This is a genomic window from Planotetraspora kaengkrachanensis, from assembly GCF_016862895.1.
Classification (GTDB): domain Bacteria; phylum Actinomycetota; class Actinomycetes; order Streptosporangiales; family Streptosporangiaceae; genus Planotetraspora; species Planotetraspora kaengkrachanensis.
The window spans coordinates 71,566-92,744 of record NZ_BONV01000032.1 but is presented as its reverse complement, the minus strand read 5'-3'; the positions used below and the strand labels follow the sequence as shown (position 1 = coordinate 92,744).

Annotated in this window: 20 protein-coding genes and 2 tRNA genes; 8 read left to right on the top strand and 14 right to left on the bottom strand. The window is 70.7% G+C overall.

The genetic code is table 11. From position 1 onward, the window contains the following. Positions 1–207 precede the first annotated feature (207 nt). On the top strand, positions 208–552 hold the full coding sequence (locus Pka01_RS28900; RefSeq protein WP_203886066.1) for an MmcQ/YjbR family DNA-binding protein: 345 nt from the start codon (positions 208–210) through the stop codon (positions 550–552). 576 nt (positions 553–1,128) lie between these two features. Here the strand turns inward: Pka01_RS28900 and Pka01_RS28895 are convergent. Continuing rightward, on the bottom strand, positions 1,129–1,899 hold the full coding sequence (locus tag Pka01_RS28895; protein ID WP_203886065.1) for a DeoR/GlpR family DNA-binding transcription regulator: 771 nt from the start codon (positions 1,897–1,899) through the stop codon (positions 1,129–1,131). A 262-nt stretch (positions 1,900–2,161) separates the two neighbouring features. Between Pka01_RS28895 and Pka01_RS28890 the strand changes: the two genes are divergently transcribed. Beyond that, the gene (locus Pka01_RS28890) at positions 2,162–3,040 is read left to right on the top strand and encodes an SIS domain-containing protein (RefSeq protein ID WP_203886064.1); all 879 of its coding nucleotides are present in this window, start codon (positions 2,162–2,164) and stop codon (positions 3,038–3,040) included. 19 nt (positions 3,041–3,059) lie between these two features. On the opposite strand, the gene Pka01_RS28885 is transcribed toward Pka01_RS28890, so the two are convergent. Further along, positions 3,060–3,638: a TetR/AcrR family transcriptional regulator gene (locus Pka01_RS28885; protein ID WP_203886063.1), complete on the bottom strand. Its 579-nt coding sequence runs from the start codon at positions 3,636–3,638 to the stop codon at positions 3,060–3,062. Positions 3,639–3,750: 112 nt separating this feature from the next. Between Pka01_RS28885 and Pka01_RS28880 the strand changes: the two genes are divergently transcribed. After that, the gene (locus tag Pka01_RS28880; RefSeq protein ID WP_203886062.1) at positions 3,751–4,593 is read left to right on the top strand and encodes an oxidoreductase; all 843 of its coding nucleotides are present in this window, start codon (positions 3,751–3,753) and stop codon (positions 4,591–4,593) included. Positions 4,594–4,597: 4 nt separating this feature from the next. On the opposite strand, the gene Pka01_RS28875 is transcribed toward Pka01_RS28880, so the two are convergent. The 7 genes from Pka01_RS28875 to Pka01_RS28845 form a co-directional block, all read right to left on the bottom strand. Then, complete coding sequence (locus Pka01_RS28875) at positions 4,598–5,794, bottom strand: vWA domain-containing protein (RefSeq protein WP_203886061.1); 1,197 nt, start codon at positions 5,792–5,794, stop codon at positions 4,598–4,600. Beyond that, entirely contained in the window at positions 5,787–6,974 is a 1,188-nt protein-coding gene (locus Pka01_RS28870) for an AAA family ATPase (protein WP_239115477.1), read from the bottom strand. The genes Pka01_RS28875 and Pka01_RS28870 overlap by 8 nt, the downstream gene beginning before the upstream one ends. A gap of 30 nt (positions 6,975–7,004) precedes the next feature. Continuing rightward, positions 7,005–8,711, bottom strand: a complete 1,707-nt coding sequence (locus Pka01_RS28865; protein WP_203886060.1) for an ankyrin repeat domain-containing protein — start codon at positions 8,709–8,711, stop codon at positions 7,005–7,007. Further along, on the bottom strand, positions 8,708–9,748 hold the full coding sequence (locus tag Pka01_RS28860; protein ID WP_203886059.1) for a leucine-rich repeat domain-containing protein: 1,041 nt from the start codon (positions 9,746–9,748) through the stop codon (positions 8,708–8,710). Before Pka01_RS28860 ends, Pka01_RS28865 begins: the two co-directional genes overlap by 4 nt. Further along, positions 9,748–11,202 carry an SDR family NAD(P)-dependent oxidoreductase gene (locus Pka01_RS28855; protein ID WP_203886058.1) on the bottom strand — a complete coding sequence of 485 codons (1,455 nt, stop codon included), beginning with the start codon at positions 11,200–11,202 and terminating at the stop codon, positions 9,748–9,750. The genes Pka01_RS28860 and Pka01_RS28855 overlap by 1 nt, the downstream gene beginning before the upstream one ends. A gap of 23 nt (positions 11,203–11,225) precedes the next feature. Continuing rightward, positions 11,226–11,298, bottom strand: a tRNA-Ala gene (locus Pka01_RS28850). A gap of 45 nt (positions 11,299–11,343) precedes the next feature. Continuing rightward, positions 11,344–11,416: transfer RNA gene (locus Pka01_RS28845), tRNA-Ser, on the bottom strand. A gap of 137 nt (positions 11,417–11,553) precedes the next feature. Here Pka01_RS28845 and Pka01_RS28840 point away from each other — a divergent pair. The 5 genes from Pka01_RS28840 (at position 11,554) to Pka01_RS28820 (ending at position 15,164) form a co-directional block, all read left to right on the top strand. Then, positions 11,554–12,585, top strand: coding sequence for a 1-phosphofructokinase family hexose kinase (locus Pka01_RS28840; RefSeq protein ID WP_203886057.1), 1,032 nt, complete (start codon positions 11,554–11,556; stop codon positions 12,583–12,585). A gap of 32 nt (positions 12,586–12,617) precedes the next feature. After that, positions 12,618–13,463, top strand: a complete 846-nt coding sequence (locus tag Pka01_RS28835) for a class II fructose-bisphosphate aldolase (protein WP_203886056.1) — start codon at positions 12,618–12,620, stop codon at positions 13,461–13,463. Positions 13,464–13,580: 117 nt separating this feature from the next. After that, positions 13,581–14,147, top strand: coding sequence for a hypothetical protein (locus tag Pka01_RS28830; RefSeq protein ID WP_203886055.1), 567 nt, complete (start codon positions 13,581–13,583; stop codon positions 14,145–14,147). 52 nt (positions 14,148–14,199) lie between these two features. After that, positions 14,200–14,697 carry an NUDIX domain-containing protein gene (locus Pka01_RS28825; RefSeq protein ID WP_203886054.1) on the top strand — a complete coding sequence of 166 codons (498 nt, stop codon included), beginning with the start codon at positions 14,200–14,202 and terminating at the stop codon, positions 14,695–14,697. Positions 14,698–14,807: 110 nt separating this feature from the next. Next, positions 14,808–15,164 (top strand): hypothetical protein, encoded by a 357-nt coding sequence (locus Pka01_RS28820; protein ID WP_203886053.1) that lies wholly within the window; start codon positions 14,808–14,810, stop codon positions 15,162–15,164. Between the two features lie 423 nt (positions 15,165–15,587). Here the strand turns inward: Pka01_RS28820 and Pka01_RS28815 are convergent, their stop codons facing one another. Genes Pka01_RS28815 through Pka01_RS28795 form a run of 5 tightly spaced genes read right to left on the bottom strand, consistent with a single transcriptional unit; the run spans position 15,588 to position 21,161 of the window. After that, positions 15,588–16,829, bottom strand: a complete 1,242-nt coding sequence (locus Pka01_RS28815; RefSeq protein ID WP_203886052.1) for a Gfo/Idh/MocA family protein — start codon at positions 16,827–16,829, stop codon at positions 15,588–15,590. Positions 16,830–16,848: 19 nt separating this feature from the next. Next, positions 16,849–17,661 (bottom strand): carbohydrate ABC transporter permease, encoded by an 813-nt coding sequence (locus Pka01_RS28810; protein ID WP_203886051.1) that lies wholly within the window; start codon positions 17,659–17,661, stop codon positions 16,849–16,851. Continuing rightward, positions 17,658–18,587, bottom strand: coding sequence for a carbohydrate ABC transporter permease (locus Pka01_RS28805; RefSeq protein WP_203886050.1), 930 nt, complete (start codon positions 18,585–18,587; stop codon positions 17,658–17,660). The genes Pka01_RS28810 and Pka01_RS28805 overlap by 4 nt, the downstream gene beginning before the upstream one ends. A 13-nt stretch (positions 18,588–18,600) precedes the next feature. Beyond that, positions 18,601–19,881: an ABC transporter substrate-binding protein gene (locus Pka01_RS28800; RefSeq protein ID WP_203886049.1), complete on the bottom strand. Its 1,281-nt coding sequence runs from the start codon at positions 19,879–19,881 to the stop codon at positions 18,601–18,603. Next, on the bottom strand, positions 19,878–21,161 hold the full coding sequence (locus tag Pka01_RS28795) for an alpha-glucosidase/alpha-galactosidase (RefSeq protein WP_203886048.1): 1,284 nt from the start codon (positions 21,159–21,161) through the stop codon (positions 19,878–19,880). The genes Pka01_RS28800 and Pka01_RS28795 overlap by 4 nt, the downstream gene beginning before the upstream one ends. Positions 21,162–21,179 lie beyond the last annotated feature (18 nt).

Sequence of the window (21,179 nt, the reverse complement as noted above, 5' to 3'; positions counted from 1 at the left end):
CTTAGGCGTGATCATGCACAGATTCGGCCGGAGCCGCGCCGAACTGGCCCAACGCCGAGCGTGATCATGCACGGATTCGGCGACAGCGTCATCGACCTGCGCAGACACCTGCCGTGATCATGCACAAGACCGTGGCCCGCTGCATGACGGAATACGAGATTGAGGCGATCCCTGAGAAATGTCGGACGGCTTTGGTACATGTAGGCCATGGGTGTGACCGTCGACGAGTTCCTCAAGATGCTGAACGACCTTCCCGAGGTCAAGTTGAGCGACAGCGACAGCTGGATCGCGTTGAAGGTGCGCGGCAAGGGCTTCGGCTATCTGTGGGAGCGCACCGAGACCGTGGGCCTCAAGGCGACGATCGAGGAACAGATCGCGCTCGTGGCGGAGCGCCCTGACGTGTTCGAGGTCCAGTTCACCGCGGGCCGGTTCGGATGGGTCGTCGTACATCTGGCGAAGATCGACCGCGAGGAACTGTTCGAGCTCGTCACCGAGGCTTGGTGTCTGACGGCCCCCAAACAGCTCGTCGACGCCCACGAGGCCGGCCGCTGAACGCCTCTTTGGCGTGATCATGCACGGATTCGGCAGCACCCTTCGCCACCTGGGCCGCGCCCGTTGGTGATCATGCACGCATTCGGCGAAAGGGCCCCCGACCGGCCCCGATCCCGGTCGTGATCATGCACACTTTCGGTCGCGGCATCGATGGCCCGGCCAAACCCGTCCGTGATCATGCACAGACTCGGCGCGAGTCCGCCCGACCTGCCAAAACCCTTCCGTGATCATGCAAGGCCGTGCCCGCCGTACACACGTGCATGATCACGGGATTATCCAGCCCAGGCCAGCGCCGCATTCCCCGAATCCGCGCATGATCACGAACCGCAAGTGGGCATGTCAAGGCAGGTTCAATCGAAAGTGTGCATGATCACGACTGGCGAAGCCCCACGTCAGGGAGGTCTCACCGAACCTGTGCATGATCACGGCCGGGATCAGGGCTGCTCACGGGCCCTCCCACCGAACCTGTGCATGATCACACAAACCCCACACCCACACCCCCCTCACACTCACACCCCCCTCACACTCACACTCACACCCCCCTCACCCACACCCACACCCACACCCACACACCATTCAGACGCGGAGGACGGTTACGCCGGCTTCGGTGAGACGAACCGCGGCGTCATCGGGCAGGCCGTCATCGGTGACCAGCGTGTCGATCGACCCGATCGGGCAGATCCGCGCGAACGCCCGGCGGCCGACCTTGGACGCGTCGGCGACGACCACCACGCGGGCGGCCCGCTCGATCAGCTGGCTGTTGACGCTCGCCTCTCCCTCATGATGCGCGGTGGCCCCCGCGTCGACGTCGATCGCGTCCACCCCGAGAAAGGCGATCTCTATCGCCACCTGGTCCAGCACGCCCGACGCCAGCGGGCCGATCAGCTCGTAGGACTGCGGCCGGGCCACTCCCCCGGTCACCACGATCTTCACGTGCTGACGGACGGTCAGCTCCGCCGCGATGTTCAGCGCGTTGGTGACGATCGTGAAGCCGATCTCCGGATCCGCCACCGTGGCCAGCGCCCGCGCGACCTCGGAGGTGGTCGTCCCGCCGTTCATTCCGACCACCGCGCCCGGCTCCACCAGGGCCGCGGCCGCCTTGGCGATCCGCTGCTTCTCCCCCGCGTGCCGGGCCGTCTTGTACCGCAGGGGCAGGTCGTAGCTCACGCTCTGGGTGACGGCGCCGCCGCGCGTCCGCATCAGCAGCTGCTGGCCCGCCAGCTCGTCGAAATCGCGCCGGATCGTCGCGGTGGACACGTCCAGCGACTGCGCGGCCTGCTCGACCGACAACCGGCCCTCCTCCGCGAGGAGCTCCAGGATGGCGTTCCACCGCTCGTACCTGCTCACCGTGCCTCACCCTGCCTACTCAACGCCGCCCCACACCCTCACCCGTCCGCCGACCGTTCACCAGAGGCGGCCGGCCGTTCACCAGACCCGCTCATTCGTCAGCCCCGACTATCCGCGGCACCGCGCCCGCCCCCCGACTCCCGCGCGCTCGCGCGCTCGCGCGCACCAGCCTGGCACACGCCGGAGACCCACCCCGAGCTATGCACAAAGTTGTTCATTAATGCTATGAAATATGCAGAAACGAACCATATCTGGAGGCGGCATGACCACCCACACCGAGGCCGAGATCGCCTCACAACCGGACTGCTGGCGTACGGCCGCCTCCGTTCCGGTCCAGGCCCTGCCGGCCCCGGGCGAACGCGTCGCCGTCGTCGGCTGCGGCACCTCGTGGTTCGTCGCCCAGAGCTACGCGGTCCTCCGTGAACGGGCGGGGCACGGCGAGACCGACGCCTTCGCCGCTTCCGAGGCGCCGCTGGGGCGTCCGTACGACCGCGTCGTCGCCCTCACCCGGTCGGGGACCACCACCGAGGTCCTCGATCTCCTTCGCCGGGCGAAGGAATCCGGCACCAGGACCACCGCCGTCACGGCGGACGCGGACACGCCCGTGACCGGGCTGGCGGACGAGACGATCGTCCTCGGCTTCGCCGACGAGCAGTCCGTGGTGCAGACCCGCTTCGCCACGACCCAACTCGCCCTGCTCCGCATGCATCTCGGCGAGGACCTCACCTCCGTCATCGCGGACGGCGAGCGCGCGCTGGCCGAGCCGCTCCCCGAGGCGCTCCTCACCGCCGAGCAGTTCTCCTTCCTCGGCACCGGCTGGACGTACGGCATCGCGCAGGAGGCGGCGCTGAAGATGCGGGAGGCGTGCCGAGCGTGGACCGAGGCCTACCTCGCCATGGAATACCGTCACGGCCCGATCGCCATCGCGGAGCCGGGCCGGATCACCTGGATGCTCGGCACCGCTCCGAGCGGGTTGCGCGACCAGGTCGAGGCCACCGGCGGCACGCTCCTGGAATCGGCCCTCGACCCCATGGCCGAACTCGTCCGCGTCCAGCGGGTGGCCGTCGCCCGCGCCCACGCCGCGGGCCTCGATCCTGACCGGCCGATGCACCTGACCCGGTCGGTCATCCTCCCCGCCTGACGGCGCACGCGGCCGCGTCTCAGGTGGACGCGGCCGCCTCTTCCGCGAGCAGCCGCCGTACGGCGTCGACGACGGTCCACCTGCGGCGCGCGCGGTCGGCGGGGGCGTTCTTGCCCAGTTCGGGGGTGACCGAGGCCCACGCCCCAGCTGTGGCGATGACCAGCGTCAAGATCTCGGCGGGCGAGTAGCGATCGGGCACCACGCCGTCCCGCTGGGCCCGCGCCACCTTCTCGAGCTTGGTCGTGTTTGACGCCACAATGGCCTGCAGTGGGGCGCCATGCGGGCGCTCCAGCCGGTACCAGGTGGCCAGTCGTACGGTCGCGAGGTCGTCTTCGTAGCGGTCGAACAGCCGTCCGGCGTACCCCGGCAGGTCCTCGGCGTCGAACGGCACGTGCTCGATGGTCGCGGCGACGAGGGCGGTGAAGACCGCGTCGAACAACTGGTCCTTGTTGCCGAAGTACGCGTAGATCATCGCCTTGTTGCACCCGGCGGCCTCGGCGATGCGATCGACCCTGGCTCCCGCGATGCCGAACGCGGCGAACTCGGCGGCCGCCGCCTCCAGCAGCCGTTTCCTCGTCTGATCCGCGTCGCGTGCCATTCCGGGAGCCTACCACCCGTACAACTAACCGGTCAGTTGACACATCCGTTCCCCGGGTGCTTCTCTATCCATGTATCCAACCAGTCAGTTAGTTACTGAAGAGGGAACACCTGTGACCAGGACCTGGCTCATCACCGGCAGCTCACGCGGCTTCGGCCGCGAATTGGCCGAGGCCGCCCTTGAGGACGGCGACAAGGTCGTCGCGACCGCCCGCACGCCGGAGCAGCTCGACGATCTTGTCAAGGAGTACGGCGACTCCGTACGGGCGATCGCGCTCGACGTGACCGACGCCGCCGCGGCCCACGCCGCCGTGCGGACGGCGGTGGACGAGTTCGGGCGGCTCGACGTCGTCGTGAACAACGCCGGCTACGCCAACAGCGCCTCCATCGAAGACCTCACCGACGACGACTTCCGTCAGCAGATCGAGACCAACCTGTTCGGCGTGGTCAACGTCACCAAGGCCGCCCTGCCCGTGCTGCGCGGGCAGCGCTCGGGCCACTTCATCCAGTTCTCCTCCATCGGCGGACGCGTCGGCGGCACGCCCGGCATGGGCGCCTACCAGACCGCCAAGTGGGCCGTCGAAGGCTTCTCCGAGGTGCTCAGCAACGAGGCGAAGCCGTTCGGGGTCAAGGTGACCATCATCGAACCGGGCGGCTTCCGGACCGACTGGGGCGGCTCCTCCATGCGGACGCCGCCGGTGAGCCCGGACTACGAGGAGACGGTCGGCGCGATGAACCGCTACCGCGAGTCGACCGTCCACCAGTGGCCCGGCGACCCCGCCAGGGCGGCCAGGATCATCACCGACATCGTGCGTCTGGAGGAACCGCCCCTGCGCCTGCTGCTCGGCGCACGCGCGGTCGACATGGCCGCGGAGGCGTCCCGCGTACGCGCGGCGGAGGCCGAGAAGTGGGCCGAGGTCAGCCGGTCGGCCGACTTCCCCGCCGACGAGTCCTGACAGGTCACACGGCGGGGACGCGTACGGTCTCCGCCCAGGCGGGCGGATCAGGACGGCCGGAGGAGGCGGCGTCACCGATCAGGACGCAGATCACCCGGCATGAGGGCGTTTCTGCGGGCCAGGGGGTGAGGCCGTCCGTGAGCACGATCACCACACTCGGCCGGTCGGGTACGGCGAGTGCGGCCGCGATGCCGGCGCGCATGTCGGTGCCCCCTCCTCCGGTCAACGTGACCTGCGTGACGTCGGTCACCCGCGAAACCGCCCGGACGTCGGCGTCGCACGCGAGCACCGTGACGCGATTGCCCCGGACGCCGACCTCGCGCAGCACGCCGGTGATCTCCGCCAGTGCCGCCGCCAGTTCGCCCTCGCCCATCGACCCCGAGGTGTCGACCACGACCGCCACCCTGGGCAGCGGGCGGCGCAGGCTCGGCAGCACGACTCCACGCAGAGCGGGCGTGCGGCGGGACGGCCTGCGGTAGGTGTAGTCGACCGCGCCCGCGGCCCAGGCCACCGCCTCCCTGACCGCCCCCGCCAGCATCCTGCGCCAGTTCACAACCGGTTCGAGGACCTGGTCCGCCCATCGCCGCCACCCCTCGGGCAGGTCGCCGCGGCCGCGCAGGTGAGCCCGCATCGCCTGCGCGGTCGTACGGCGCAGCGCACCGACCTCCACCGGGCCGATCCCCCCGTCGGTGTCCCGCGGCTCCCAGGAGACATGCCTTCCGTGGGCGCCGGAGCCGCAGTCGTGCACCTGCGGCGAGGACGGTATCCGAGGCAGGTACGCCTCGAACAGCCGGCCGGGAGGAAGACCGAAGAGGCCGGGCACCAGCCGACCCTCGGGCAGTGGAACGCCGTCGGCGACCAGGTCGTCGTTGATCTCGCAGTCCTGGGCGACGTTGACGCGCAGCCGGTCGGCCTGTTCCGCGGCGGGCAGCCGGTCGGCGCGGCCGTGGTGGTCGCGCAGAAGATGCGCCACCTCGTGTATCCAGACGCCGGCGAGCTCCTCCACCGGGGTGGAGTCGACGAAGCCCGGCGACACGTAACAGCGCCACCTCCGGTCCACGGCCATCGTCGGCACGGTCACGCTCGGCACGATCGACAACGCGTACAGCGCGGAGGCGAGGTAGGGGCGGTCGACGGCCGCACGGTAGCGGGCGGCGAGCAGCTTGACCCGGTCGAGCCCGGCGACGTCGCGGTCACCCATCGGCCGGCAATGCGCCTGACAACTGGAGCAGGTCGACGAACGCGTCGATGCCGATCGGCACAGGCCAGTCGGTGTCGCGCAGCGCCGCGAGGTCGACGGCCGCTCGGGCCGCGACGTCGGGGACGCCCGCCTCGGCGGCCTTGGCCAGCACGGCCCACCCCGCCTCCCACCGTGGCCGGGTGAGGTCCGTGTGCACGGCGGCGACGACCGCGGTGAGGAAGGCCAGTTGCCGGTCGCCGCGCTCGGGCAGGTCGAAGGCATCGGGGTCGGCCAGGACCCGATCGGGGTCGGGCAGGTCCAGGTGCTCGAGATAGGACAGCAACTCGATGCCGGCGCCTTCACCGACGGCCCCGACCAGCGCGGTCGCCAGCGCCTCCCTCCCGGCCCGGGACGCGTGCCCGACCCCGAGGAGCCGCAGGGCCATCTCCCACGTGCGCGGTGACGGCCAGGCCCCACCTCTGCCCTCCGCGTCCTCGGGCATGAGATGCACCAGTCCGGGGCGCGCGGTGAGGAAGCCGGAGATGGCGCCGCGCGCACGGGCGAGGGCGCCGTTGACCCTCGCCGGTTCGACGACGGGGATCGGCACCTGCGGCCAGACCCCCGCCATGCCGCGCGCGACGGTGCGCGGGTCATGGGTCCACCGCAGGTGGATGAAGCGGTTGGCCAGCGGCGGGCTGAGATGCCAGCCGTCGGCGGCACTCGACGGGGGGTTGGCCGCCGCGACGATCCGCACCTGCTCGGGAAGCACGAGGCTGCCCACGCGCCGTTCGAGGACGACGCGCAGCAGGGCCGCCTGCACGGCCGGCGGAGCGGAGGACAGTTCGTCGAAGAAGACCAGCCCACGCCCCGCCCGCACCAGTCGCACGGCCCAGTCGGGCGGCGCCATGGGCACACCGGTCGTGCCCGGGTCGTCTCCGACGATGGGCAGCCCGGCGAAGTCGGACGGCTCGTGCACGCTGGCGATGACCGTCTCCAGCGGGACGCCGAGCCCGGAGGCGAGCCGTTCCAGGCCCGCCGACTTCCCGATGCCGGGTTCACCCCACAAAAGCACGGGCTGGTTGGCCGACACGGCCAGGGCCAGTGCCTCGAGCTGCGGGTTCTCACCTCGCTCCGTCCGGGACGACCTGGCGCGGCGGTTGAGGTCGTCGGCCGCGGCCAGCGGGGCGTCTGCGATGTCCATCAGTCCTCGTCGTCCTTCACCGGTCGTCCTTCACCAGTCGTCCTGCGGACGGCCGATGCCGGGATGCTCACGATCGACCTGGTCGCGCAGAAAACGCAGATCTCCTCGACGCGTCCGCCGGATCACGTCGCTCAGGGACCAGCCGTCCACGTCCACCACGTCGGTGCGCGCGCCCGCGTTGAGCAGCGCGCGCACGAGCGGTTCCGGCCCGTGCCCGTAGACGGCCGCCATCAGCGGGGTACGTCCCCGGTCGTCGCGGGCCTCCAGGTCGACCCCCGCCTCCAGCAGACGCGGCAGCAACGGCACGTGGTCGAGCGAGGCCAGCCCGTGCAGCAACGTGCGCAGGTCGCCGTCGCGCACGTGCGGGTCCATCCCGGCGTCCAGCATGCGCAGCACCCCCGGGGTGTCGCCGTACTGGACCCGCCTGAACAGGTCGCGCCGCTGGCGGCGCAGTTCCTTGGGCAGCCGTCCCCGCCCCGACGTCCACGCGTCTCCCACGGCGAAGCAGCCCGCGACCGCGCCGCCGAAGGCCCGCATGGCCCGTTCCCGCCGCCGCTCCGCGTCGCTGTGGGGCATGCGGAGCACGCCTTCGCCCGAGGACACCAGGTGCCATTCGCCCCTGCACCGGACCCGCACGGGGGCGGGCGGCTCGGGATCGGGCGGCCCGGCCGGGCCCGCCCCGGGTGCCAGGTCGGGGAAGAGCGCCGCACTGACCAGAGGGTGGAGGCGGTCGGCGGTGATGCGGCCGTGCCGCAGCAGGTCGAGGTCGGGCGGCCGGCGCCAGCACAGGTCGGGGAGCCGGACGCCCCCGCCTGCCCGGGCGGTGCTGACGCGCAGCGTTCCCTCGCCGGAGGCGCGCTCCAGCGCCACTCCCGAGCCGAACCCGTGGACGATCTCGAAGTGCCGCTCGCCCGTCGCCTCGGCCAGGTGGGCCGTCTCCCGCTCGAGCATGGCCAGATTCAGCGGCAGCGTCTCCAGCCAGTACGTCAGGCTGCCCCACGCCCAGCCGCGAACGACCTGTTCTCGCCGGTCGAGGTGGATGCCGGCGGCCGCCAAGGCCGCCTCGACCTGACCGCGCTCGTGCAGCAGCGTCACCCATTCCGCGTGCGCGACGGGGTCGTCACGGCCGGGGTCGGCCGCGGGCAGGTCACCCTCGGCGAGCAGCCTTCCGTCCCTGGTGAAGAACGGGGCCCGTTCGCCTCCGCCCACGCGCAGGCGCAGTTCGCCGGCGTGCCGCACGTCCCACAGGTGACGCGACGTCAGCCAGGCGCGGCCGTCCCGCCACCGGCGGGCGTCGTGCTTCGCATCCGGCCGGCCGAGATGCAGGGTGAGCCGCTGCGTTCCGTCGAGGACCGGGGGCGTCGTGACGTACAGGGCGGGTCCCGGGCCGCCGAGGCGCGTCCTGTACTCCGCCAGGACCACGATCCGGCCGACGGCGAGCGTCCCGTTCCACGGAGTCGTCCGGGGCAGATGCCAGCGCAGCAGGTCGGGCGCGAAATGCGCGAGGTCGTCCTCGACCGCGGCCGCCACTTCGGCGCCGTGCCGCTCCGCGACGGCAGCCGGGTCGAACGCGACGTCGACGCCGGCCACGGCGCAGGCGCCCCGCCAGTCTCCCGCCAGCCGGCGCTCCGTCGCCTGCTCGATCATCCAGCGGGGCACCGCGTGACGGCGTACGCGCTGCCAGGCCGCCGCCTCCTCGCCGCGGAACGACCTCGTGCCGCGGGCGGCCTTCGTCATCGGTAGACGCTTCCGATGGCGGCCACATCGGGGTGGCTCGGCTCGGCCGGGCGGAGCAGCGGCGCGATGGACCGCTTCACCTTCCTCGGCACGCCGGGACCGAGTCCGAGGTGTTCCAGCCGCGTGCCCGCCACGATGCCCGACAGGAGCGTCTTGGCGCCCCTGCCGGTGACACCCGTGTGCCGCAACTCCAGGCGGCGCAGGGGGCTCCCGGCGAGGGCCTCGCCCAGCGCCTGTGCCCCGGCGTCGCCGGTGGCGTTGGGCGAAGCACCCAGGGTTCGCTCCGACGGCGGCCGGCCGAGGTCGAGCGTCTCGATGCCGCCGAGAATGGCCGCGCCCTCGTCGCCGAGGTGGTTGGCGGGCAGATAGAGCTCGCGCACGCCCGCGTCGCGGATGAGCGCGGCCAGCAGGGGCGCCGCAGCGGTGTCGAGGCCGTTGCCGCCGAGGTAAAGCCGTTCGATCGGACGGGGCCTGACCGTCAGCGCGTGGAGCAGCGCACCGAGCCCTTCGGCGGTGAGACCGGTGTTGACCAGGTCGAGCGTGCGCAGCGAGGTGTTGCGGCGCATCATGGCGGCCAGGGCGCGGACTCCCGCGTCGCCGATCGGGTTGCGCTTGAGCCACAACGCGCGGACGGTGTCGTCGTCCGCCAGCCGGTCGGCCAGCGCGGCGGCGCCGTCGGCGTCGATGCGGTTGCAGCCCAGATACAGGGTGCGCAGCCCGTGCCCGGGGACGAGCGCACCGGCGATCATCCGGGCTCCTTCCGAGCCGATGGCGTTGGTGCCGAGCAGCAGGTGAACCGCGTGCGGCGAGGCGGTCGCCACAGGCAGCAGCCGGGCGGCGCCGGCCAGGCCGAGCCCCTGCTTGCACAGGTCGACCCGCCCGTCCTGCCGTACGGTTCCCACCGGGAACGTCTCGTCGGCCTCGACCGGGTCGGTGGCGGCGAGCCTGGCCAGGAGTGGTCCGAGCGTCTCGGGATCGGTCAACGGCACGTCCGGATGCTCGATCGCGGGGCAGCGCACGGGGGTCGGCTGGGTCATCACCACTCCACCGGTCGGTAGTCCTTCAGAAACAACCCGGACATCCGCTGCCCGCCGACGCCCCGCACGATCGGGTCGTAGACACGCGCGGCGCCGTCGATGACGTCGAGCGGCGGCCGGAACCCCGACCGCCGCTGCGCCGTCTTCTCCGGATGGGGCCGCTCGTCGGTCACCCAGCCGGTGTCGACGCTGTTCATGTGGATGCCCGAGGCCGCGTAGTCGGCGGCCGCCGTACGGGTCAGCATGTTCAGCGACGCCTTCGCCATGTTCGTGTGCGGATGCCTGACGGTCTTGTTCACCCGCGAGAAGCTGCCCTCCATGGCCGAGACCTGGACGACGTATCTGTCGGGGTACGGCGAGGCCTCCATCAGCCCCCGCAGCCGCGAGGTGAGCAGGAAGGGCCCGAAGGCGTTCACGAACTGCACCTCCAGCCACTCGGCGGGGTCGACCTCGTGGAGGCGCAGGCTCCAGCTGTTGCGCTCGCGCAGGTCGAGAGGTTGCCCGGTCTCGTCCGTGCGGCCGGCCGGGAAGAGCGGCCCAGCATGCTCGTCCGTACGATCGGCCGGGAAGGGCGGCCCGGCGGGCTCGTACGCCGCCGTCAGCGTGTCGGGGAGCGCGATCGTCCCGGGGAACGTGGGCGCCGGGCGCGACGCGGATCCCGTGACGGCGATCCGGGCCGCGGGCCCGCTCAGCGGCTCTTCCTCGGCCGCGCGCACCTCCTGGTGGTACGCCGGCGGCCGCCTGATCGTCTGTGCCGCGTTGTTGACCAGGATGTCGAGGTGCGCGAATCGCTCGTGCACCGTGTCGAGCAGTCCGGCCACGCCCGCCACATCGAGCAGGTCGACTCCGTGCACGTGTAGCCGGTCGAGCCAGAGCGCGGAGTCGCGCACCGCGGCGAAGCACCGGGCGGCGTCGCGGGGGAACCGGGTGGTGACCAGCACCTCGGCTCCGTCGCGCAACATCTTCAGTGCGACGTGAAAGCCGATCTTGATGCGGCCACCGGTCACGAGGGCCGTCCTGCCGCCCAGGTCGCATCGGGCGTCGCGGCGGCTCAGGCTCTCCCGCGCGCAGTCCGGGCACAGCAGGTGGTACACGGAGTGGGCCTGGCCGTACGGGGTCTTGCACACGTAGCACCGGCGGGTGCCGACCAGCGGCCGCAGGCTCGCCGGGGCCTGCTCCGGGGAAGCCGGCTCAGGGGAGGGGTCCTGCTGCGCGAAGCGCTCGGACGCGGCCATGGCCTCCAGATCGTGCCGCCGGCGCTCGGCGTACCTGGCCGCCTTCTTGGCCTTCTTCCCCGCGTGATACAGACGCGCGGCGGCCTCGCGCACGGGCGCCCACCGCGGGTCGCCGGGGTCGGCCGCACGCGCGTGCTCGAGCACCCGCAGGCAGGTCTCGACGTCCGGTTCGGCGAGGGTGTCCGCGACCCCGGCCGCGTCCGGGGCGAACGACGCCATCGGCTCTCCTCACGAACGGGCGGCGAGGCCGGCCGGATTCGAACCGGCGTCCTCCCCTTTGCCAAAGGGACGCGACGACCTCTGCGCTACGGCCCCGCCGGGCGGAAGCTTAGCGATCTGCTATGCATCGGGAGAAAACGGCGAAGCCGACCGGATTCGAACCGGCGTCCTCCCGATGAGCAGTCGGGCACGACGACCTCTGCGCTACGGCTTCGCCTGCGCACACCCTAGCGATCTTTCATGACATAGGGCACTCTGCACAGAACTGCGCATTAGTGCTATGAAAGATGCAGAAATGAACCATCCCCTTCGGAGGCGAGCCGTGCCCCCACGCCCCCGGTCGTCCGCGCGATGATCCTCACCGTCACCCTCAACCTGGCCCTCGACGTGACCTACGTGGTCGGCGATGTCGACTGGAACGGCATGAACCGCGTCGGCTCGGCCCATCGCCGAGCGGGCGGCAAGGGCGTCAACGTCGCCCGCGTGCTGACGTCCCTCGGCCACGAGGTCCTCGCCACGGGTCTCGCCGGAGGCCGTACCGGCGACGCCGTCCTGGCCGACCTCGCCCTCGCGGGCGTCACCGCCGACTTCACGCCGATCGCCGCCGAGTCGCGCACCACCCTCGTGGTCTCCGAAGCCGGCGCGTCCGGATCCCGGCGGAACGCCCTGTTCAACGAGCCCGGCCCGGTGGTGGCCGAGGACGACCTCGCGCGATTCACCCGCCACTTCGCGGGTCTCCTCCGCGATGCGGACGCCGTCGTGATCTCAGGGAGCCTGCCGCCCGGCACTCCCCCGGACTTCTACGCCGGGCTCGCGGCCATGGCCGCCGAGCGAGGCGTGCCCGCCATCGTGGACGCCGACGGCGCGCCTCTCCGTCATGCCCTGAGCGGCCGTCCCGCGATCATCAAGCCCAACGCGGACGAACTCGCCCGCGCCGCTTCCGGCGAAGCCCCGCCCCGTACGGCGTCGCGGCCCCGATCGGCCGACGCGGACGGGTCGGCCAACACGCACGGGTCGGCCAACACGGAACGGGGGGCCGACGCGGACCGGTCGGCCTTCGCGGACCGGGCGCAGGCGTTGCGGAGCGCCGGCGCGGAGTCCGTCGTGGTCTCACTCGGGGCGCGCGGGGCCCTCGCGGTCACCCCCGGCGGATCCTGGCGGGCCCGAATGCCGCGCGAGATCACCGGCAACCCCACCGGAGCGGGAGACGCCCTCGTGGCCGGGCTCGCCCTCGGCCTCGTTGAGGCCACCCCCTGGCCGGATCGGTTGCGCCGCGCGACCGCACTCGGCGCCGCCGCCGTCGCGGCTCCTCTCGCCGGGGACGTCGACCCCGACGTCTACCTGGCCCTCCACCCCGCGATCGGCATCGAGCCCGTCTCCTGACCCCCCGACCACCAGAGAAACGGAGGCCCCCCATGCCTCTCGCCAGAATCGGCGACATCATTCGTGACGCTCCGGCGGGCGTCGGCGCCTTCAACGTCATCCTGCTGGAGCACGCGGAGGCGATCGTCGCGGGAGCGGAGGCCGCGGGCTCTCCCGTCGTGTTGCAGATCAGCGAGAACGCGGTCCGCTACCACGGCGCCCTCGCCCCGCTCGCGGCTGCCTCACTCGCCGTCGCCGGGGCCGCCGCCGTCCCCGTGGCGGTGCATCTCGACCACGCCACCGACCGCGTCCTGGTCGAGGAGGCGGTCACGCTCGGGCTGGGCTCGGTCATGTTCGACGCCTCCGCGCTCGACGACGAGGCCAACGTGGCGGCCACCGCCGGAGTCGCCGCCTGGTGTCACGAGCGCGGCGTATGGGTGGAGGCCGAACTGGGCGAGGTCGGCGGGAAGGACGGCGTGCACGCGCCGGGCGCCCGCACCAAGCCCGGCGAGGCCGCCGACTATGTGACACGGACGGGCGTCGACGCCCTGGCGGTCGCCGTCGGCACCTCCCACGCGATGACCACCAAGGACGCCGTGCTCGACCTCGGCCTCATCGCCGAACTGCGCGCCGCCGTACCGGTGCCTCTCGTGCTGCACGGTTCTTCTGGCGTGCCCGACCACACCCTCCGCGCGGCCGTACGGCACGGCATGAAGAAGATCAACATCGCCACGCATCTGAACAAGGCCTTCACCGAGGCCGTACGCGGGCACCTCGACGCCCACCTGGCGGCCGTGGACTCCCGGGCGTACGTCAGGGCCGGGCGCGACGCCGTGGCCCGCGAGGTCACGCACCTGCTCGGCGTCCTCGCAGACGGATCCGGTTCAGTACCTGGATGACCGTGTCCGCGGAGCACTCTGTTATGGAAGCCGTGCCTTGCACGGCCCGGCCAATCGCTCTTGAATGTTGGCCCGACACTTTGGACGGAGAGGGCATTGATTCCTGGGCTGGCCGACGTGGAGGCGATCGCCCGTGCCGGGTCCACGATTCTCGGCGCGGTAGGAAAATCCGACCAACGTTTAAGGCGAGACGTACGCGAATCGCTCATGGAGCTCTTCGCGATTCTCGACGACTGGTGCGAAATGGCGGAGGAGACGAGCGTCTTCCTCGCACCGGGAACTAATCCCCGGGATCTGCGTATCGGTCCCCGGCAAATGCACCGCGAGGTCCTCCCGAGCATCCTCGGTGATATAGACAGGGTCTACGCGGAGAAGGCGCCGATACTCTTGCGCTGGCGGGCGTCGAAGCGCCGCCAAGCGGCCCGTCGCAGCCTTCGGACCCTCCTCAAGATCTATTGCCCCGATCTGTTCGATCAGGTCGTCAACGCGACCGAGGATCGCGCTGAGTGGATTCTTCGATACAAGGCGCAGGTCGCCGCCATCCCGAAATCCGAAGAAGAGTACAGAGCTCTGGTCGATGACGCCGCGGTGACGACGCGCGCCCTGTACGCGGCACGCGCACGACTACGGGAATTCATCGTCGCGACCTATTCGATCAGCGACATCGAACCAGCGGCGGAATAGGTCGTGCAGGCGTCCTTCAACGGGTTACGTCCACGGCGGCTAGCATGCGCGGATGCCCGTGGTGCATCTGCGTCATTCGGTCCGCGCGATCGTCCTGGACGAGGACGACCGCATCCTGTTGTGTCGGCACGTCATTCCCAAGCCGACCGGGACGATCGTCGTGTGGGCGGCGCCCGGTGGAGGCGTCGAGCATGGCGAAGCCGTCCTTGCCGCCCTGCGCCGGGAGCTGCACGAGGAGGTGGGACTCACCATTGACGCCGACCCGCCGCATGTTTGGCATCAGGAGGTCGTCGGTCCTGGATTCGCGGTGGGCCATGACGGGGTGATCAATGACTATTTCCTGGTCCGCGCCGCATCGTTCCGCCCCCTCGGCGCGATGTCCGATGACGAACTCGCCGCCGAGAACATCTTCGCCTTCCGCTGGTGGCGGCTGCCGGACATCGCGGAGTACTGCGGCACCGACCTGTTCTCACCACGCGACCTGGCCACGCCACTGGCGGCGCTGATCGCCGGCGGAGTTCCGTCCAGGCCCTTGTCGCTCGGCCTGTGAGCCGGGCGTTCACCGTACGGCGCGGATGAGTGCATGATCACGACAGAACTACGTGCAGGTCAGCATGGGCGCACGCGAACCTGTGCATGGTATCGACAGGGGTTGGAGCCATGAGTCTGAAGGCACGAGCGTCCAATCAACGCGGAGAGAGTATCGAGGTGCTGACCTCGGAGGATGTACGGGCTTTGGTTTATGGCCTCTCGTCCTCTAACCAGTTCGTGATTGTTGAGCGGTTGGACGCCGAGAACGACGAATACTACATGCAGGCGCACCTTCGCACTGACGGGTCCTTCTGGCTGGAGTACCGCGAAGGCAGTGCCGATGCCCATTTCCGCACGTCCTGCCGTGACTTGCGGTTGATGACTCAGGTTTTCACGATGTGGCTGTATCGCTTGCCGGGGTGGCGAGAGCCGTTCAACTGGACCGCCTGGCCGGACCAGGCAACTGCCGTTTCGGAAGAGTGTTGATCGCCAGGCAGGGATACTCCTGGTGAGCAGTCGCACAGCCAAGACGCCGTACCCTTGGGCTCGCCCTTCCTTCGTTTCTTGCTGACACAGTTCGATTGAAGGCCGAAGGCCTTGGGTTCCGACCCGGGGCCTTCACTCGTCTTCGGCGCCAGCGGGATCGGCCGGGAAGGTTCTCAGCCACAAGGCTGCCCTTGGCGGGCACCGTCACGATCCGACCCTCTGCCCATAGCTGCTCCATCGGATGGTTGGACAGGACTCTGCATGATCACGACGGAGGTACGTGCAGGTCAGCATGGCCGCGCACGAACCTGTGCATGATCACGACTGAGGGATGCGCAGGCCAGGGCATGCGCGGCCGAATCCGTGCATGATCACGGCAAGGGTTTGCGGCGGGGGCGGGGGCGCGGGTGAACCTGTGCGTGATCACAACTTGACGACGGTGGCGGTGTGGCGGGCTCGTTCGGCGGCCCACACGACGCGGTGGGAGTCGAGGCTCGTGGCGGCGTCCGTGCAGACCAGGGAGGGATCGCCCGCGGCCACCGCCCCGAGGAACGCGTCCACGAGTGCCCCGTCTCCCCCGCCGTGCCCGTCGGCCGCGGCGGCCCCGCTCTCGGCGCTCGTGTCGACGACCTCCTCCCTGCCGGTACGGAAGTCGGTCACCTTCACCAGGGTCCCGTCGCCCTCCAGGTACCCGTGTGTGCCGAAGATCCTTGTCCTGCGCTGCTCCAGCGGCGTGAAGGCGGTCATGGTGAACGTGACGGTGCCGCCTCCGGCGAACTCCCAGGAGACGACCTGGTGGTCGACGACGGAGTTGTCGCAGGCGTAGACGCAACGGCCGTACGGGCCCTCGCGCAGGGCACGCCGCACCCCCTCCTCGGTGTGGTCGGAGGTCACGACGCTCAGCGGCCAGAACGTGCGGTCCGGGTCGTTCAGGCAGTCGAGGTAGAGCCGGGGCGCCGAATACGGACAGGCGGGCTCCACCGCGCAGTCGAGGCACCGGTCGGCCGCGCCGTCCGGCCGGTTGGCCGGGGTGAAGTGCTTCAGCGACCCGAACGACGAGACGCTTCCGGCCGGCCGGCCGGTGATGTGGAGCAGCCAGTCGATGTCGTGGCACGACTTGGCGAGCAACATGGGCGCGTCCTGCTCGCGCCGCCAGTTGCCCCGGACGAACGAGTGGGCCTGGTGCCACCAGCCGACCGGCTCGAGGTGCTGCACGCTCACGATCTCGCCGATCCGGCCGGCCGCCAGAAGCGAGGTGAGCACGCGCGTGTAGACGGTGTAGCGGAGCACGTGGCAGACCGCGAGGATCACTCCGGCCTCGGCCACCGCGTCCACGATGCGCAGCGCGTCGGCCTCCGAGGTGGCCATCGGCTTCTCCAGCAGCAGGTGGTGGCCCGCGCGGGCGAACGCCACGGCCTGGTCGGCGTGTTCGCCGTCCGGACTGGCGATGACGGCGGCGTCCGCCGACCGCCGGGCGGCCAGGGCCGTCCAGTCGGCGTGGACGTCTTCCGGCGCCAGCCCGTGCTCGGCGGCGAAGGCCTCCCTGCGCCGCGGATCCGGGTCGGCGACGGCGACCACGCGGGCGCCCGCGGCGACGGCGTGCCGCGCGTAGACCGTGCCGCGCATGCCCGCTCCGACGACGACCAGTGTGACCGGCCGGTTCATGACGGCTCCTCTCCGCGGGTCACCCCTTGAGCCCGCTGAACGACATGGTGGCGATGAAGTGCCGCTGGGCCACGACGAACGCCACGATCAGCGGGAACGTCGCGAGCACGTTGCCCGCCATCAGCGCCGACCACTGGGTGTGCCGGGCTCCGGCGAAGGTCGTGAGGCCCACCTGCAGGGTGTAGGTCTCCTCGGAGTTGATGGCGATCAGCGGCCAGATCAGGTCGTTCCACGCGCCGAGGAACGTGAAGACGGCCAGCGTGGCGAGCGCGGGACGGGCGAGCGGCAGCACCACCCGGAAGAACACGCCGAGGCGGTTGCAGCCGTCGATCCGCGCCGCCTCCTCCAGTTCCCGCGGCAGGCTGAGGAAGAACTGCCTCATCAGGAAGACCCCGAAGGCCGTCGCCAGCCACGGGAGGAACGCCGCGGAGAGCGTGTCGATGAGGCCCAGGTTCTTGAAGACGAGGAACGTCGGGATCATCAGCACCTGGGTCGGCACCATGACGGTCGCCATGATGGCCACGAAGGCCACGCCCTTGCCGCGGAAGCGCAGCCGGGCGAAGCCGTACCCGGCGAGCGAGCACAACGCCAGGTGGGAGACGACGGCGACGGCCGTGACGAGCAGCGTGTTGCCGAACCAGCGCGGATAGCTGTCCTCGGTGAGGACCTTGAGGTAGCCGCCGAAGTCGATGTGGCTCGGCCACAGGCGCGGCGGGTAGGCGTTGATCTCGGCGTCCGGCATGAACGACGTGATGAGCATCCACACCAGCGGCGCCGCGAACAACAACGACAGCGGCATGAGGACCAGGTGGTAGGGCCACTGACGTCTCATGAGGGCGCCTCCCCTCGCCGGGCGTGCCAGAGGGCGGCGCCCGACGCGATCAGAGTGACGACGAACAGCGCGTAGGCCACGGCCGCCCCGTATCCGGCGTGGAACAGCTGGAAGGCCTGCTGGTACAGGTAGAACACGATCACGGTGGTGGAGTCGAGGGGCTGGCCCTTGGTGGTCGTGTACACGAGGTCGAACAGTTGCAGCGCGTCGATCGTCTGCCAGATCACCAGGAACACGGTGGCCGGCCTGAGCTGGGGCAGGGTCACCGCTCGGAAGACCCGCAGCGCGCCCGCGCCGTCCACCCGGGCCGCTTCGACCAGCTCGCGCGGGATGTCCTGCAACGCGGCCAGGTAGACCACGATGGGCAGGCCGACCGAGCCCCACAACGACACCACGACCAGGGTGAGCAACGCCTGGGAGGGGTCCTGCAGGAATCCCTGCCGGGCGATGCCCGCGCCGGCGAGCAGGTCGTTCACGATCCCGAACTGCGGATCGAGGATGAAGTTCGCGAGGATGCCCGTGGCCGCCGCCGAGACGACGTACGGCACGAACAGACAGGTCCGGTAGAACGCGCGGAACCGGATCGGCCGGTTCAGCGCGAGCGCGATCGGCAGCCCGATGACGAGCGAGCCGGGGACGTACAGGACGGAGTACAGCAGGGTGTGCAGGGTCGCCGCCCGCAGGTCCGGGTCGTCGAGCAGGTCGCTGTAGTTCTGCAGCCCCACGAACGAGCCGGGGGCGAGCAGGTTGTCGTCCCGCAGCGAGAGGATCAGCGCCCAGACCGCCGGGAAGATCGACAGGCCGACGATGACGAGCGTCGCCGGCCCGACGAAACCCCACCCGGTCAGCTGCGGCATCAGCCGTACCCGGGGCCTGGCGTGCCGCGTGCGCACCGTGAGCGCACCGGCGGCCATGTCAGCCCTCACGTCGGCCCGCACGTCAGCCCTTCGCCAGGATCTTGTCGGCCGCCGCGGCGGCGTCGGTCAGCGCCTGCTGTGCCGTCGCCTGGCCGAGGAGCGCCTTGTCGATCGCGTCGCCGACCTCGGCGGAGATGTCCGGATACCCGTCGATCGCCGGGCGGGCCTGCTCCGCGTTGTCCTGGTTGGCGAGGAAGGCGTCCGCCCCGGTGAACTGCTCGGCGAACTTCTCGTAGGCGGGCAGCTTCGAGGTCGCCTGCCGGATGGGCAGGTTGCCCGAGCCGAGCGACCAGCGCGCGTCCTGTTCGGGCTTGGTCAGCCAGGCGAGGAAGTCCTTGGCGGCCTGGGCCCGCTTGGAGCCGTTGTCGAACACCACCCAGTTGTCCGGGCCGGAGATCGTCTGGTGGTCGCCTCCGTAGCCCGGGAGCGGCACGACGCCGTAGTCGACCTGGTGGTCGGCGAGGTCGCGCATCGCCCAGGGGCCGGCCATCTCCATGCCGACCTTGCCGCTGTAGAAGAGCGGCAGGAACTTCTCGCCGTTCTGGTCGAGGTAGACCGACTTGTCCTCCACGGCCATGGCCCGCCACAGGTCGAGGCTCTGCACGGCCTGCGGCGTCGAGAAGGCGGCGGTCTTGCCGTCGGCGCCGAGGATCGACCCGCCCTGCTGCCAGAGCATCGGCCAGAACCGCCACACCGTGTCCTCGTCACCGGTGACCACGTACGACGTGCCGAAGACGCCCTTGCCGGGATCGGTCAGCGCCTTCGCCGCCGCGCGGAAGTCGTCCCAGGTCCAGTCCTTGGTCGGGTACGGCAGGCCGGCGGCGTCGAAGAGCTTCTTGTTGTAGATCAGCGCGAGGTTGTCCACGACCGAGGGGACGCCGATGACCTTGCCGTCGACCGTGGCGGCCTCACGCGCGGCGGGCCAGAAGTCGTCCCAGCCGAACGACGGGTCGTTGACCATGGAGGACAGGTCGACGACCTTGGGCGTCTGGGCGAGCGTCGAGGACCAGGAGCCGTACATGTAGGCGACGTCCGGCGGTTCGCCGCCGGCCAGCGCGGCCTGGACCTTCTGCAGCATCTCGTCGACGTTGGTCGTGCCGACCTCGGGGTCGACCTCCACGCCGGGGTGGGTCTTGTTGTACTCGTCGGCGAGGGCCTTGAGGGTCTGGCCCTCGGCCTCGGTCTGGCCGTGCCACCACACGACCTTGACCTTGCCGCCCTCGTCGCCGGACTGGCCGCCGCACGCTGTCGCGAAGCCGAGCGCGGGGACGATGGCAAGGACGATGGCGAGCTTGCGGATCATGGCTTCATCTCCTCTCGGAGCGGCTCGGGCAGCAGGTCGGAGTGTGCGCGCACCATTTCGTCGCACAGATCCCAGATCTGCTCCAAAGTGAGGGTCGCCGCGGTGTTCGGGTCGACCATCGCGGCATGGCGGATGTGCTCGGGCCTGCCGTCCACGGCGGCCCGGACGGTGAGTTCGCCGACGGCGGCGAATGAGCGGTTCAGCGCGGCGCACTGCGGCGGGAGGTCGCCGACGGCCATCGGGTGGACGCCGAGCCGGTCCACCAGGCAGGGCACCTCCACGGCGTAGCCGGAGGGCAGGTTGGAGATCAGCCCGTGGTTCGGCAGGTTGCCGTACACCACGCGGGGCCGGCCGGTCACCATGGCGTGGATGATCTGCGGGGCGTACTCCATCGTGGCGTCGGGCGGCTCGAACTCCCCCGCGCGGGCGCGCTCGTAGACGGCCACGTTGTCCGCGCTGATCCGCAGATACTCTCCGACGTCCAGCCGGAACCGCTCGATCTCCTCGTCGTGGCGCAGGAACCAGGGCACGTACTCGGAGGAGTGCTCGCTGGATTCCGTCGGGTAGTAGCCGAGCCGCCGGTACATCTCCACCCGGACGCGCCGCCGCAGCCCGGGGTCCTTGTCGATGGCGGCGTCCAGGCGCGGGTAGAGGTCCTCGCCGTCCGCGGAGAAGCGCAGCACCCAGGACTGGTGGTTGACTCCGGCGCACAGGTAGTCGATCTCGTCCAACGGCACCCCGACCAGGTCGGCCAGGCCGTCCATCGTCCAGTGGACCGAATGGCACAAGCCGACCACCCGGGTCAGCCTGCGGGCCAGGTACGTGATGTTCATGGCCATCGGGTTGGTGTAGTTGAGCAGCCAGGCGCCGGGACAGACGTCGGTGATGTCGTCCGCCAGCGCGTCCAGGAAGGGGAAGGTGCGCAGCGCACGGAAGACGCCGCCGACGCCCAGCGTGTCGCCGATCGTCTGGCGCAGGCCGTACCGCGCGGGGATCGCGAAGTCGGTCACCGTCGCCGCGTGCATGCCGATCTGCACCATGTTGATCACGAAGTCGGCTCCGGCGAGCGCCGCGCGCCGGTCGAGGTGGGTGGTGACGACCAGACCGGTACGGCTCCCGCCCACGATCCGGCGTGCGCCGGTCTCCGCGACCGCGAGCCGTTCGGCCGAGATGTCGTGGAGGGCGATCTCACTTCCCGCGAGCTCCGGGAGGCTCGCCAGGTCGGCCATCAGGCCCTGGGTGAACACGACGCTGCCGGCGCCGATGAAAACAATCTTCAATGGGTCGCTCCTTGCGGG

What these genes read in the sequence shown, in the direction of transcription:
- Pka01_RS28875 (WP_203886061.1), bottom strand. Translation starts at nt 5,794, where the DNA reads ATGGGTGACCGCGACGTCGCCGGGCTCGACCGGGTCAAGCTGCTCGCC.
- Pka01_RS28800 (WP_203886049.1), bottom strand. Translation starts at nt 19,881, where the DNA reads ATGATCCGCAAGCTCGCCATCGTCCTTGCCATCGTCCCCGCGCTCGGC.
- Pka01_RS28855 (WP_203886058.1), bottom strand. Translation starts at nt 11,202, where the DNA reads ATGGCGTCGTTCGCCCCGGACGCGGCCGGGGTCGCGGACACCCTCGCC.
- Pka01_RS28820 (WP_203886053.1), top strand. Translation starts at nt 14,808, where the DNA reads ATGAGTCTGAAGGCACGAGCGTCCAATCAACGCGGAGAGAGTATCGAG.
- Pka01_RS28815 (WP_203886052.1), bottom strand. Translation starts at nt 16,829, where the DNA reads ATGAACCGGCCGGTCACACTGGTCGTCGTCGGAGCGGGCATGCGCGGC.
- Pka01_RS28840 (WP_203886057.1), top strand. Translation starts at nt 11,554, where the DNA reads ATGATCCTCACCGTCACCCTCAACCTGGCCCTCGACGTGACCTACGTG.
- Pka01_RS28870 (WP_239115477.1), bottom strand. Translation starts at nt 6,974, where the DNA reads ATGGACATCGCAGACGCCCCGCTGGCCGCGGCCGACGACCTCAACCGC.
- Pka01_RS28885 (WP_203886063.1), bottom strand. Translation starts at nt 3,638, where the DNA reads ATGGCACGCGACGCGGATCAGACGAGGAAACGGCTGCTGGAGGCGGCG.
- Pka01_RS28810 (WP_203886051.1), bottom strand. Translation starts at nt 17,661, where the DNA reads ATGAGACGTCAGTGGCCCTACCACCTGGTCCTCATGCCGCTGTCGTTG.
- Pka01_RS28865 (WP_203886060.1), bottom strand. Translation starts at nt 8,711, where the DNA reads ATGACGAAGGCCGCCCGCGGCACGAGGTCGTTCCGCGGCGAGGAGGCG.
- Pka01_RS28860 (WP_203886059.1), bottom strand. Translation starts at nt 9,748, where the DNA reads ATGACCCAGCCGACCCCCGTGCGCTGCCCCGCGATCGAGCATCCGGAC.
- Pka01_RS28890 (WP_203886064.1), top strand. Translation starts at nt 2,162, where the DNA reads ATGACCACCCACACCGAGGCCGAGATCGCCTCACAACCGGACTGCTGG.
- Pka01_RS28835 (WP_203886056.1), top strand. Translation starts at nt 12,618, where the DNA reads ATGCCTCTCGCCAGAATCGGCGACATCATTCGTGACGCTCCGGCGGGC.
- Pka01_RS28825 (WP_203886054.1), top strand. Translation starts at nt 14,200, where the DNA reads ATGCCCGTGGTGCATCTGCGTCATTCGGTCCGCGCGATCGTCCTGGAC.
- Pka01_RS28900 (WP_203886066.1), top strand. Translation starts at nt 208, where the DNA reads ATGGGTGTGACCGTCGACGAGTTCCTCAAGATGCTGAACGACCTTCCC.